This is a genomic window from Streptomyces lunaelactis (assembly GCF_003054555.1).
GTDB lineage: Bacteria > Actinomycetota > Actinomycetes > Streptomycetales > Streptomycetaceae > Streptomyces > Streptomyces lunaelactis.
This window is the reverse complement of the sequence record NZ_CP026304.1, coordinates 1,623,211-1,635,749: the sequence shown is the minus strand read 5'-3', so window position 1 is coordinate 1,635,749 and position 12,539 is coordinate 1,623,211. Positions and strand designations below refer to the sequence as shown.

Below are 12,539 nucleotides of genomic sequence, written 5' to 3'. Positions count from 1 at the left end.
CTACAGCGCCGCCGCCCAGTCCGCGAGCGCGTCGAAGTCCGGCCGGAGCAGTCCGACCCGCTCGCTGACGCGCAGCAACAGGGCGGCGGCCAGGTGGTGTTGATCCACCCATTCATGGTCAAGCGCCGTGATGTCGTCGTCGATCCAGGCGAACGGCCGCCCGGCCGCGTACTCCAGGATGTACTGCGTCTTCCAGAAGGTCCCGCGAGGGGCCTTTCCGTGCATCACGGGCCAGTCGATGTACGGCAGTTCGGGCAGCCCGAGATGCGGGCCTATCCATTCATTTGCCTCGCCCTTCCAGGTCGTCGCCCAGACGAGCTCGTACGAGTCGGCGAGTGCCAGCAGCTCGACGCCGTGCTCCGGGTTGAGCCAGACGCGCAGCGGCTTGGTCTCCGTCCAGCCCGAGGGACGCATCCGGTGGGTCGCGTAACCCTCCGGTCTGCGCTGCGCACGCGCGGCGTAGGGGTTGAGCGGACCATCGACATCGATCAGCAGCAGCGGCTTCATCCGCACAGGGTCTCCTTCGTGCCGCCGGGGCGGCAGTGAATATCCAATGAGACATTGATGTCTCACATGGGCTATGGTTGTCTCATGACAGTCGACCGCGAACAGGTCCTCCGTACCGCCGCCGCCCTGCTCTCCCGCAAGGCGACCGCCACCATGGACGAAGTCGCCCGAGCGGCGGGCATCGGGCGGGCCACGCTGCACCGGCACTTCGCCGGGCGGCACTCGCTCGTCAAAGCGCTCGAGAGCCTCGGCATCCAGGAGTTCGAGGCCGCCCTCGACGCCGCCCGGCTCGACGACGGCACGGCCGAGGACGCCCTGCGCCGGCTGGTCGCCGAGGTGGAGCCGGCCGCCCCGCTGCTCGCCTTTCTCGTCACCGAGAACCAGCTCTTCGAGGGCGACCAGATGAACGAGGGCTGGAACCGCCTCGACGCCCGCGTCTCCGCGCTCTTCCGGCGCGGCCAGGAGCAGGGCGAGTTCCGTATCGATCTCACCCCCGCCTGGCTGACCGAGGCCCTCTACGGGCTCGTCGGCGCCGGCGCCTGGTCGGTGCAGGAGGGGCGGGTCGCCGCCAAGGACTTTCAGTACATGATCGCCGAGCTGCTGCTCGGCGGGGCACGACGGAGTGTGAGGGAATGACCGGTACCGACCTGCAGACGACGAGAGCGGAAGCCGTACGCAGTCCCGGCCGGTGGCTCGCCCTCGCCGTACTCGTACTGGCCGTCCTGCTGGTCGCCGTGGATGCGACCGTGCTCGGCCTCGCCACGCCGTTCCTCAGCGAGGACTTGCAGCCCTCCGGCACGCAGCTGCTGTGGATCGGCGACGTCTACTCGTTCGTCATCGCCGGTCTGCTCGTCTCCATGGGCAGCCTCGGCGACCGGATCGGCCGCAAGAAACTGCTGCTGGTCGGCGCGGTCGCCTTCGGCGCGGTCTCCGTGCTCAACGCGTACGCCACGAGCCCCGAGATGATGATCCTGGCACGGGCGCTGCTCGGTGTCGCGGGCGCCACCCTGATGCCGTCGACCCTCGCGCTGATCCGCAATATCTTCCACGACCCCAAGGAGCGCAGCCTCGCCGTCGGTATCTGGGGCGCCGCGGCCTCCGCGGGCGCCGCTGTCGGCCCCGTCGTCGGCGGCTTCCTGCTGGAGCACTTCTGGTGGGGCTCGGTCTTCCTGATCAACCTGCCCGTCATGGCGGTGCTGGTGCTCGTCGGCATCAAACTCCTGCCGGAGTCCCGCGACCCCAACCCCGGCCCCTGGGACCTGATCAGCGTCTTCCTCTCGCTGATCGGCATCGTCAGTGTCGTCTACGCAGTCAAGGAGGCGGCGGTGCACGGCTTCCGCTGGGACGCCGCCGCGGCCGCGGTCATCGGCCTCGCCGCGCTGTACTGGTTCGCACGACGGCAGTTGACCCTGCCCTCACCCCTGCTGGACATGCGCCTCTTCCACCACCGGGGCTTCTCCGGCGCGGTCCTCGCCGATCTGCTGACCATCCTCGGCCTGTCCGGACTTGTCTTCTTCCTCTCACAGTTCCTGCAACTGGTGCAGGAGCGCTCGCCGTTGGAAGCGGGACTGATCGAACTGCCCGCCGCGGTCGGCGCGGTGGGCGCAGGCCTCATGGCCGGCTATCTCGCCCGCCGAGCCTCCGTACGCAGCGCGGTGTCCGGCGGACTGACGGCGGTCGGCCTCGCACTCGCCGCCTGTACGGCGATCAGCGCCTCCACCGGAGTCGTCGCGCTCGGCATCGCGCTGTTCGTCGGCGGCATCGGAGCCGGCCTCGCCTTCACGGTGACCGCGGACGTCATCCTCTCCACCGTGCCCAAGCGGCAGGCGGGCGCTGCCTCCGGGGTGTCCGAGACGGCATACGAACTGGGCGCGGCGCTCGGCATCGCACTGCTCGGGACCATCGTGACCGGCATCTACCGCGGCTTCAGCGCGCCGCCCGGCATTCCCGCCGACGCGGCCGCGGCGGCGCACGACTCGCTCGGCGGCGCCGTCGAGGCGGCGAAGGAGCTGCCCCCGGAGCAGGGTGCCGCGATGGTGTCGGCCGCGCAGGACGCCTTCACCGACGGCTTCCAGACGGCCGCCGCGGTCGGTGCGGGCGTACTGTTCGCGACCGCCGTCGCGGCCTGGTTCCTGCTGCGCGGCCAGAAGCTCGAGGAAGGCCTCGAGCACCCGTGATCCACGGTGACGACGACGTAAGGGCCGGTCCCCATCAGGACCGGCCCTTACGTCGTCGTCAGGGTCGACGGCTCAGGCCGCCTTCGCCTTCGTCGCGTACATGTCCACGTACTCCTGGCCGGACAGCTCCATCACCTCGGTCATCACCGAGTCCGTCACCGCGCGCAGTACATAGCGGTCGCGGTCCATGCCGTCGTAGCGCGAGAACTCCATCGGCTCGCCGAAGCGGATCGTCACCCGGCCCGGCCGCGGCAGACCCGCGCCGCCCGGCTGCAGCTTGTCGGTGCCGATCACCGCGAACGGGACCACGGGCGCGCCGGTCATCAGGGTGAGCCGGGCGATACCCGTACGGCCCCGGTACAGCCGGCCGTCCGGGGAGCGGGTGCCCTCCGGGTAGATGCCGAAGATCTTGCCCTCCTCCAGCACCCGGCGGCCGGTCATCAGCGCTGCCACGCCGCCGTTGGCGCCGTCACGGTCGACCGGGATCATGCCGCTGCCGGTGAAGAACCAGGCCATCAGGCGGCCCTTGAGGCCCTTGCCCGTGACGTACTCGTCCTTGCCGATGAAGTGGACCGGACGGGCGCAGACCAGCGGAAGGATCATCGAGTCGATGAACGTGAGGTGGTTTCCGGCGAGGATGACCGGTCCCGTCCCGGGGATGTTCTTGGCGCCTTCCACACGGGGGCGGAACATCAGGTGCAGGATCGGCCCGAGCACTGCCTTGATGAGCGTCAAGCGGGACAACGGGTCCTCCGTGTCGTGGACGGGTGGTGATGGCCGGCGAAGTCTGTGCAGGTGAGGACGATACTCGCGGGTCAACCTGATCGCACATCGGGTTCACGGAGTGGATACGCAGTGTTGACCTGTGTTTTCGCTGCGTTCGTCCAGGCTCTGCCGTGTGTAAGGCGTAGCCGCCTAGCATCGGGCGACGCTTGACAGGTGCGGGACATCACACGGAGGAACGTCGATGACACAGGGTGAGAGCAGAAGTCCGGGGCGTCGGACCGTCCTGGGAGCGGCCGTTCTCGGCACGGCCGCCCTGGGGGCCGGCAGCACGGCCGCGCAGGCCAACGAGCGCAACAGCGGCCACGGTTCGTCGTACAAGGACCTGCCCCACCCGACGGTCATCGGCCACCGCGGCGCCAGCGGCTACCGGCCCGAGCACACCCTCGGCTCCTACCAGCTCGCCCTCGACCTGGGCGCCCACGTCGTCGAGCAGGACCTGGTGCCCACCAAGGACGGCCATCTCGTATGCCGTCACGAGAACGACATCACGGGCACGACGGATGTCGCCGCCCACCCGGAGTTCGCGTCCCGCAGGACCACCAAGTCCATCGACGGCGTCACCCTCACGGGCTGGTTCACGGAGGACTTCACGCTCGCCGAGCTGAAGACACTGCGCGCCAAGGAGCGGATCCCCGCCAACCGCCAGGAGAACACCCTCTACGACGGCCGCTGGGCCATCCCCACCTTCGAGGAGGTGCTGCGCTGGGCCGAGAAGGAGGGCCACCGGCGCGGCCGCCCCGTCTGGCTGCATGTCGAGACCAAGCACCCCACCTACTTCCGCGGGCTCGGACTCGGTCTCGAGGAGCGGCTCGCGGGGCTGCTGCGCCGCTACGGTCGCGACCGCCGCAACTCCCCGGTCTTCCTCCAGTCGTTCGAGCCGAGCAGCATGCAGCGGATGGCCGAGCTGGTCTCCTCGCCGCGCGTGGTCCTGCTGTCGGCAGCCGGCACCCGGCCCTGGGACTTCGTCGAGGCGGGCGATCCGCGCACCGTCGCCGATCTGGTCAAGCCCGAGGGCCTGAAGTGGATCGCTTCGTACGCGCAGGGCATCGGCCCGACCCTCGACCTGATCATCCCGAAGGACGCGAGCGGCAGGCTCACCACGCCGACGACGCTGGTACGGGACGCCCACGCCAAGGGCCTGATCCTGCACCCGTACACGATCCGCAACGAGAACACCTTCCTGCCCGCCGACTTCCGGCGCGGCACCGACCCGAACGCGTACGGCGATGCCTTCGGCGCCTTCAAGGTCTACTTCGAGACCGGCATCGACGGGATCTTCACCGACAATCCGGACACCGGGCTGCTGGCCGCCGCCGACTTCCGTAGCTGAGGCCGACGCACAGACGGCCCAGCTCTCGCCCGTACGGGTGGCTCTGCCGTCGCGCGGCAACCGCAGCCGTGCGACGGCCGTTTCATCGGGCATGACGCTTGTCGAAGACACCCCCGCCCATGTGGTCAGCACCCTGCGCCGGCTGGTCAGCGCCGAGGCCACGGCAGAGGCGCCGGGCACCGCCATGGAGGCCGGCGACCTGGAACAGGCCGTCTGGGTACGTCTGCTCGAGCGACTCGACGGGGACGGGCCGCCGCCGGACGCCGCGCGCTGGGTCAAGTCGGCCGTACGCGCGGAGGCGCGGCGCGCCCGCCGGACGGCCGCCCGTGAACTCCCGTACGGTCACGACCCCTCTGCCGACCCGGCCGGCAGCCCCGAGGGGGCCGCGCTGAGGGCCGAGCGGTGCCGCACGCTGTGGGCCGCGGTCGCGCGCACTCCGGGTAACTGCCCACGACTGCTTACTGCGATGTTGTCCCCCAACGACCCCACCTACCGGGAAATCGCAGGGGAGTTGGGAATCTCACAAGGAAGTCTGGGGCCGATGCGTTCCCGTTGCCTGGGATGCCTGCGCAGAATGCTCGCGGCAGAGGTTGGCGCTCCTGAACATGGGGGAAAGGAGCGGTAGACAACCGGCGGACAGGTGAGCGGGAGGCATGCGCACATGGGCATGAGCGTGACCATCTCAGCGGCAGCGGCGCAGGACGCAGAACACATCCTCAAGCTGCAGTATCTGTGCTATCAGAGCGAGGCCGAGCTCTACGGCGACTACGGAATCGAGCCCCTCACCCAGTCCCTCGATGATCTGCGGGCCGAAATAGCCCAGGGCCACGCCCTGGTCGCACGGCTCGGGGACGAGGTGGTGGCCTCGGTGCGCGGCCGGGTCGACGAGGGCGGGACGGCCCGGATCGCCAAGCTCATCGTCCATCCCCGGATGCAGCGGCACGGCCTGGGCGGCCGGCTGCTCGACGCGATCGAGGAACACTTCGCGGGAGAGCCGGCGGCCAAGCGGTTCCAGCTCTTCACCGGTCACCGCAGCGAGAGCAATCTGCGGCTGTACCGCAGCCGTGGCTATGTGCCGGTCTCCAGCGAGCAGGTCGGCCCGAGGCTCGCGCTCGTCACACTGGAGAAGGAGGCCGCGGCGCGGGCCTGTGTCGCGAGTGCCTAGGCCGTGTCTGATAAATCCCGCCTGGGCCTAGGCTGTTTCGGACCTGCGAGACCTGCGCAGCCAGAGCATCCCGGTGATCGGCAGCAGCACCGGGATGAAGAGGTAGCCCCTGCCGTACTCCGACCAGACCGTCGAGTCGGGGAAGGCGGACGGCTCCACCACCGTCCAGGTCCCGACGATCAGTACGCCCGCGAGCTCGGCGGCGCAGCACACCAGCGCCGCCCTGCGGGCCGTCTCCCCGCCGCGTACCAGGGTGTACGTGATGAACGCGTACACCGCGGCCGCGACGGCGGAGAGCGTATGGGCCAGCGGCGCGGTGTCGAAGTCGGTGGCGATCTCGTAGACCGAGCGCGACACCGCGCCGACCGACATCACGCCGTACAGCCAGACCAGCAGGAGACCGGGTCCTTTGACCAGCCTGGTCCGCTGCTTCGTGGGCTTCGTCTCCTGCGCTCCGGTGGCGGGCTCGGCCATCGTCAGCCTCCCCAGATGTCGTAGAGCCGTACTTCGAGCACCGCCAGGACCACCGCGCCGGCCGCGACGGTCGCGGAGCCCCAGCGGGTCCGCTCGGTCAGCGACAGAAAGCCGGCCGCCGGCACCGTGGCGAACGAGCCGATCAGATATGCGATGAAGATCGCGGTGCCCTCGTGTGCCTTCTCGCCGCGCACCAGCTGCACGATCCCGACCACCAGCTGCGCCAGCGCCAGAACCGACACCACGGCCATGCCGATGAAGTGCCAGTCCTTGGTGGGCTGGTCGCGGAGGGCGGCGTAGCCGCACCAGGCGGCGAGGGCGAGCGCGGTCACGGCGACCGCGACCGTCAGGGCGTCAAGCATGGGCTCGAGAGTATTACGGGCCAAAAGGACCGATGCGCGCGGCCCCGGCCGCCGCGATGGGCCGACGACCATGAAGATCCACGCCGAGGCCCCGAGCCTTCCTGCCCGGGGCGCGCGGCGGGCATGCGGACCGTGGCCTTGGCCACAACGCACCACAACGCACCACCGCTCCGAGCTGTTCGCCGATGTGGTCGCCAGCGGCCTGTCGGCCGTGTCCGTGCAGGCCACGGCTGGGGGAGTGCAGGCCACGGCCGGGGGAGTGGAGGTCACCGCGGCGGAATGAGTCCGTCCATATGCCGGATCAGGGGCGTCCGCTATTCGGACAGCGCTGATCGCCTCATATGTACCTCTGCTCTACTTGCCGACATGACCACGACGAGCAGCCGCACCCTTGCGACCGAGGCGATCACGACGCCCGGTGCTCGTTGTATGTGTCGAATGTGCGCCAACTGAGGGCCCCTGCCTGAGCCTCGCGCCCCGAAGCGAGACCGACAGCCGCGCCGATTCCGATCTTCCACTGGGAATGCGTCGGAACGAGCCTGCCCCGCGCACGCGTTGCCCCCGGCCACCAGCCGAATCAGCCGTGCCGCGTCGGAACCGAATGCCCCGTGCCCGGCGGACACCGCGCCGCGCACTCGACAGTGACGGAAACCCCTGTGATCACCACTACGGGCCTTACGAAAACGTACCGGGCTCACCAGTCCCGAGGCCGCGAGGTCACCGCTCTGGACGGCGTCGACCTGCACGTCCGTGAGGGCGAGGTCTTCGGAGTCATCGGCCAGAGCGGAGCCGGCAAGTCCTCGCTCATCCGCTGCGTCAATCTGCTGGAGCGCCCCACCGCCGGCACCGTGACCGTCGCCGGCCAGGACCTCACCGCGCTCGCGGGCCGCGGCCGGCGAGCGAGCAAGGAACTGCGCGAGGCGCGCAGCCGTATCGGCATGGTCTTCCAGCACTTCAACCTGCTGTCCTCGCGGACGGTCAAGGACAACGTCGAACTGCCCCTGGAAATCCTCGGGATCTCGGGCGCCGAACGCTCCCGCAAGGCACTGGAGCTGCTCGACCTGGTCGGCCTCTCCGACAAGGCCAGGGCGTACCCCGGCCAGCTGTCCGGCGGCCAGAAGCAGCGCGTCGGCATCGCCCGTGCGCTGGCCGGTGACCCGAAGGTGCTGCTCTCCGACGAGGCGACCAGCGCGCTCGACCCCGAGACCACCCGCTCGATCCTCCAGTTGCTGCGCGACCTCAACCAGCAACTGGGACTGACCGTACTGCTCATCACGCACGAGATGGACGTCGTCAAGACGATCTGCGACTCGGCCGCCCTGATGAAGAAGGGGAAGATCATCGAATCCGGAACGGTGAGCGAACTGCTCGCGACGCCCGGCTCGGAGCTGGCCCAGGAGCTGTTCCCGGTGGGCGGCGAGGCCTCAGGGCCACAGAGCACGGTCATCGACGTCACTTTCCACGGCGAGACCGCCACCCAGCCGGTGATCTCCCAGCTCTCGCGCACGTACAACATCGACATATCGATCCTCGGCGCCGCGATGGACACCGTCGCCGGCAAGCAGATCGGCCGGATGCGCATCGAACTGCCCGGCCGTTACGAGGAGAACGTCGTCCCGGTCGGCTTCCTGCGCGAGCAGGGCCTCCAGGTGGAGGTCGTCGACCCGGACGCCGGCCCCGACGCCTCCGCCGAGCCGGTCGCCCTCCCTGCGCAGAGCGCCGCCGCGCTGATCAAGGAAGGTGCCAAGTGACCTGGTCGGAAATGCAGCCGCTGCTGAGCCAGGGCACCGTCGACACCCTCTACATGGTGCTCTGGTCCACCGTCGTCACCGTCGCCGGCGGACTGCCGCTCGGTGTGCTGCTCGTCCTCACCGACAAGGGCGGACTGCTGCAGAACACCCCGGTGAACAAGGTCGTCGGCGTGATCGTGAACATCGGCCGCTCGCTGCCGTTCATCATCCTGCTGATCGCGCTGATCCCCTTCACCACCCTGGTGGTAGGCACCTTCATCGGTCCCACCGCGATGATCGTGCCGCTCGCCGTCGGCGCCATTCCGTTCTTCGCGCGGCTCGTCGAGACCGCGATCCGCGAGGTCGACCACGGACTGGTCGAGGCCGTCCAGTCGATGGGCGGCTCCATCCCGACGATCGTCCGCAAGGTCCTGCTGCCGCAGGCCCTTCCCTCGCTGGTCTCCGGCGTCACCACCACCGTGATCGTGCTCGTCGGCTACTCGGCGATGGCCGGAGCGGTCGGCGGTGAGGGGCTCGGCTCGAAGGCCGTCACCTACGGATTCCAGCGCTTCGAGACCCAGTTCATGCTGATCACGGTCGTCATCCTGATCGCGCTCGTCACTGTCGTACAGCTCATCGGCGACGGAGCCGTACGGCTCCTGGCGCGCCGCGGCCGTACCGCCTGACCCACACCGGACCTCACTCCAAGAAGCCCGCACTCCTTGTCCGGGCGCCGTTCCCGCTCCACCAGAAAGAGGCACTCTTCGTGCGCAAGAACATCAAGCTCACCGCGGCTGCCGCCGCCACCGCCGCCCTCGCTCTCGGCCTCACCGCCTGCGGCACCGCCTCCGACCCGGGTGCCACGTCCGACTCCGGCGGCAAGGCCGACGAGTCCAAGGCGCTGGTCGTCGCCGCGTCCCCGACGCCGCACGCCGACATCCTCAACTACGTCAAGGCCAACCTCGCGAAGAAGGCCGGACTCAACCTCGAGGTCAAGGAGTTCACGGACTACGTCCTGCCGAACACCGCCACCGAGAGCGGCCAGGTCGACGCCAACTTCTTCCAGCACAAGCCGTACCTCGACGACTTCAACACGAAGAACAAGACCCACATCGTCCCGGTCGTCAATGTGCACCTGGAGCCACTGGGCCTCTACTCCAAGAAGGTCAAGGACCTCAAGGAGATCAAGGCCGGCCAGACCATCGCCGTACCGAACGACACCACCAACGAGGGCCGCGCGCTCAAGCTGCTCGCCGACAACGGCCTGATCACCCTCAAGTCCGGTGTCGGTTCGGACGCCAAGCTTTCCGACATCGAGGACAAGAAGGGCCTGGAGTTCAAGGAGATCGAGGCCGCCACGCTGCCGCGCGCCCTGAACGACGTCGACGCTGCGGTCATCAACGGCAACTACGCCATCGAGGCCGACCTCAAGCCCGCCAAGGACTCCCTGGCGCTGGAGAAGGCGGACGGCAACCCCTACGCCAACTTCCTCGCGGTCAAGGCCGGGAACGAGAACGACGCCCGCGTGCAGAAGCTGGCGAAGCTCCTCAACTCCCCCGAGGTGAAGAAGTTCATCGAGGACACGTACGCGGGCTCCGTCGTGCCGGCCTTCGGCGCCGTCAAGTAGCGCTTGCCGCACGCCCTTTGAACGAGGCCCCGCGGCACCGCGACAGGTGCGCGGGGCCTCGTGCAACTCACCACCCGGCCATGCGCATCCGACACCCGATGCTGCATGCTGTGCCTTTACGGCTACGACCCTTACGACGGTCTTCGGCATGGAGCTGCGCATGACTACCACCTTCCCGGACGTGTCCATCAGCACGGAGCGGTTGGTGCTGCGCCCCTTCGAAGAAGCCGACATCCCGGCACACACCGAGATGATGAACGACGAGATGGTCACCACCTGGACCTCAGTGCCGCACCCGTACACGACGGCGGACGCCGAGGAATGGGTGCGCAGGATCGCTCCTGCAGAGCGCACCGAAGGCCGCGGCATCGTTCTGGCCGTCACCGAGTTCCTCACCCAGCGGCTCGTCGGCACCGTCCATCTGCAGCACACCAACTGGCGCACCCTCGCCACCGAGGTCTCCTATGTCACCGCCCCCTGGGCGCGCGGCGAGGGCTACGCCACCGAATCGGTGCTGGCCGTCGCCCAGTGGCTGTTCCGCACCCAGAGGTTCGAGCGCATCGAGCTGCGCACGGCCGCCGACAACACCGCCTCCCAGCAGGTCGCCCAGAAGATCGGCTGCATCAGTGAGGGTGTGCTGCGCAACGCCTGGATAGCGCGTACGCAGACCGAAGACGGCGGCTGGGCCGACATCCGCACCGACCTGATCGTCTGGAGCCTGCTGCCCGAGGACCTCGAGGGTGTCGCGGACCAGCTGGCGGACGCGGGCTACGCCTCCTTCCCCGACTGGAACTGACGGCACCGGACAGCTGCCGGATCCGAGGGCACCCCGCCCCTGACGGCCCCCGGCCACGACCGGCCGCCACCCGCTCCAGGTACTCTCGCCATGCCCGCGCCCGCGGGCTGCCCCGACCTGCGACAACTCCAGGAGACGACGACGATGGCCGACCGCGTCACGGTGATCGGCTGGGACGGTTCGCCCCTCACCGCCGCGGCCAGGTCCGCCCTCGCCGCCGCCACTCTGGTGGCCGGAGCCGCCCACCACCTGGCCCTGCCCGAGGTCCCGGCGGGCGCCGAGCGCATCCGGCTCGGCAGCGTCGACCTCGCCGCCCGCCGGATCGCCGGGCACCGCGGCAGCGCCGTGGTACTCGCCGACGGCGACCCCGGCTTCTTCGGGGTCGTACGCACCCTGCGCGCCCCCGAGCACGGCCTCGAGGTCGAAGTCGTTCCCGCCGTCTCCTCCGTCGCCACCGCCTTCGCCCGCGCCGCAATGCCCTGGGACGACGCGCAGATCGTCGTCGCCCACCGCCGTACGCTGCGCCGCGCCGTCAATGTGTGCCGGGCGCACTCCAAGGTCGCCGTCCTCACCTCCCCGGGCGCGGGGCCCGCGGAACTCGCCCTGCTGCTGGAAGGCGTGCACCGCACCTTCGTCATCTGCGAGGAACTCGGCACCGACCGTGAACAGGTCACCGTCCTCACCTCCGACAAGGCCGCCGATCATGTCTGGCGCGACCCCAATGTCGTCATCGTCATCGGCGGCCCGGGGAGCGCGGCGGTCCAGGGCGGCGGCTGGATCGCGGGCCGCGAGCCCGGCTATCCGCCGGCGGTACGGGGCTGGGCACTGCCTTCGCACGCGCACGCGCACGGAGAGGAGCCGGGCGAGGGCGCGTCGGTGCAGCTGCGCGCCGCCCAACTGGCCCGCCTCGGGCCGCGCATCGGCGACCTGGTGTGGGACATCGGCTCCGGCAGCGGGGAGCTCGCGGCCGAGGCGGCCCGTTTCGGCGCCGCGGTGATCGCCGTGGACGCGGACCCCGGCGCCTGTGGCCGCACCGATGCCACCGCCCGCCGCTCCGGCGTCCAGCTACAGGTGGTCCAGGGGCGTGCGCCGCATGTGCTGGAGCGCCTGCCCGAGCCCGATGTCGTACGGATCGGGGGCGGGGGGGTGCCGGTGGTGACCGCCTGCGCCGACCGGAGGCCGGAGCGCATCGTCACCCATGCCTCCACCAGGGACGAGGCCGAGGCGATCGGCGCGGCCCTCGGGGCGGGCGGATACGCCGTCGAGTGCGCGCTGCTGCAGTCCGTCGAAATGGACACCGCGGCATGGGCGGAGCGGGAGCGTTCAGTCGTCTTTCTCCTCTCCGGCCGCCGGCTGGACCGCGCCCCGTGACCCTGCCGCCGGACGGCCCGGGGTAGGCTGGCCGATCGTCGTACCGCACCCGGTCGTTCGTCGCTTCGTTCGTCAATGTCCGGAAAAGGGGGTCGCTTTGGCTCCTGTTTGTGGTACGTCGGTACCGGGGGGAAGCGCAACGTGGCGCAGCCCACATTCGACCGTGGCGGATCTCTGTGCCGCGGCGGCGAACGGCCGCGAGAATGCTTGGAGT

14 protein-coding genes are annotated in these 12,539 nt (G+C 69.7%); 10 read left to right on the top strand and 4 right to left on the bottom strand.

All coding sequences use genetic code 11. From position 1 onward, the window contains the following. On the bottom strand, positions 1-507 hold the full coding sequence (locus SLUN_RS07165; RefSeq protein ID WP_108147690.1) for an HAD domain-containing protein: 507 nt from the start codon (positions 505-507) through the stop codon (positions 1-3). An 84-nt stretch (positions 508-591) separates the two neighbouring features. On the opposite strand from SLUN_RS07165, the gene SLUN_RS07160 reads away from it, so the two are divergent. Then, positions 592-1,143, top strand: a complete 552-nt coding sequence (locus SLUN_RS07160; RefSeq protein WP_108147689.1) for a TetR/AcrR family transcriptional regulator — start codon at positions 592-594, stop codon at positions 1,141-1,143. After that, positions 1,140-2,684 (top strand): MFS transporter, encoded by a 1,545-nt coding sequence (locus tag SLUN_RS07155; protein ID WP_108147688.1) that lies wholly within the window; start codon positions 1,140-1,142, stop codon positions 2,682-2,684. The genes SLUN_RS07160 and SLUN_RS07155 overlap by 4 nt, the downstream gene beginning before the upstream one ends. A gap of 72 nt (positions 2,685-2,756) precedes the next feature. On the opposite strand, the gene SLUN_RS07150 is transcribed toward SLUN_RS07155, so the two are convergent. Further along, a complete protein-coding gene (locus tag SLUN_RS07150; RefSeq protein ID WP_108147687.1) occupies positions 2,757-3,419 on the bottom strand; it encodes a lysophospholipid acyltransferase family protein in 663 nt (220 codons plus the stop codon). Positions 3,420-3,651: 232 nt separating this feature from the next. Between SLUN_RS07150 and SLUN_RS07145 the strand changes: the two genes are divergently transcribed. The 3 genes from SLUN_RS07145 to SLUN_RS07135 all read left to right on the top strand — a co-directional run bounded on the left by SLUN_RS07145 (position 3,652) and on the right by SLUN_RS07135 (position 5,965). Beyond that, positions 3,652-4,800, top strand: coding sequence for a glycerophosphodiester phosphodiesterase (locus SLUN_RS07145; RefSeq protein ID WP_108147686.1), 1,149 nt, complete (start codon positions 3,652-3,654; stop codon positions 4,798-4,800). A gap of 91 nt (positions 4,801-4,891) precedes the next feature. After that, positions 4,892-5,425 (top strand): sigma-70 RNA polymerase sigma factor region 4 domain-containing protein, encoded by a 534-nt coding sequence (locus tag SLUN_RS07140; protein WP_108147685.1) that lies wholly within the window; start codon positions 4,892-4,894, stop codon positions 5,423-5,425. Between the two features lie 36 nt (positions 5,426-5,461). Beyond that, a complete protein-coding gene (locus SLUN_RS07135) occupies positions 5,462-5,965 on the top strand; it encodes a GNAT family N-acetyltransferase (RefSeq protein ID WP_108147684.1) in 504 nt (167 codons plus the stop codon). A 27-nt stretch (positions 5,966-5,992) separates the two neighbouring features. Here SLUN_RS07135 and SLUN_RS07130 read toward each other — a convergent pair whose 3' ends face one another. Together SLUN_RS07130 and SLUN_RS07125 are read right to left on the bottom strand one after the other, a co-directional pair. Further along, positions 5,993-6,439, bottom strand: coding sequence for a hypothetical protein (locus tag SLUN_RS07130; RefSeq protein WP_108147683.1), 447 nt, complete (start codon positions 6,437-6,439; stop codon positions 5,993-5,995). Between the two features lie 2 nt (positions 6,440-6,441). Continuing rightward, positions 6,442-6,801, bottom strand: a complete 360-nt coding sequence (locus SLUN_RS07125; protein ID WP_108147682.1) for a hypothetical protein — start codon at positions 6,799-6,801, stop codon at positions 6,442-6,444. 656 nt (positions 6,802-7,457) lie between these two features. Here SLUN_RS07125 and SLUN_RS07120 point away from each other — a divergent pair. From SLUN_RS07120 to cbiE, 5 genes are all read left to right on the top strand, one after another. After that, positions 7,458-8,552, top strand: coding sequence for a methionine ABC transporter ATP-binding protein (locus SLUN_RS07120; protein ID WP_170146559.1), 1,095 nt, complete (start codon positions 7,458-7,460; stop codon positions 8,550-8,552). Next, on the top strand, positions 8,549-9,217 hold the full coding sequence (locus SLUN_RS07115; RefSeq protein ID WP_108147680.1) for a methionine ABC transporter permease: 669 nt from the start codon (positions 8,549-8,551) through the stop codon (positions 9,215-9,217). The genes SLUN_RS07120 and SLUN_RS07115 overlap by 4 nt, the downstream gene beginning before the upstream one ends. 80 nt (positions 9,218-9,297) lie before the next feature. Beyond that, on the top strand, positions 9,298-10,158 hold the full coding sequence (locus SLUN_RS07110; protein ID WP_108147679.1) for a MetQ/NlpA family ABC transporter substrate-binding protein: 861 nt from the start codon (positions 9,298-9,300) through the stop codon (positions 10,156-10,158). Between the two features lie 148 nt (positions 10,159-10,306). Next, positions 10,307-10,954, top strand: a complete 648-nt coding sequence (locus SLUN_RS07105; RefSeq protein ID WP_108147678.1) for a GNAT family N-acetyltransferase — start codon at positions 10,307-10,309, stop codon at positions 10,952-10,954. A 144-nt stretch (positions 10,955-11,098) separates the two neighbouring features. After that, positions 11,099-12,325: a precorrin-6y C5,15-methyltransferase (decarboxylating) subunit CbiE gene (cbiE, locus tag SLUN_RS07100; RefSeq protein WP_108147677.1), complete on the top strand. Its 1,227-nt coding sequence runs from the start codon at positions 11,099-11,101 to the stop codon at positions 12,323-12,325. The last annotated feature ends 214 nt before the right edge of the window (positions 12,326-12,539 follow it).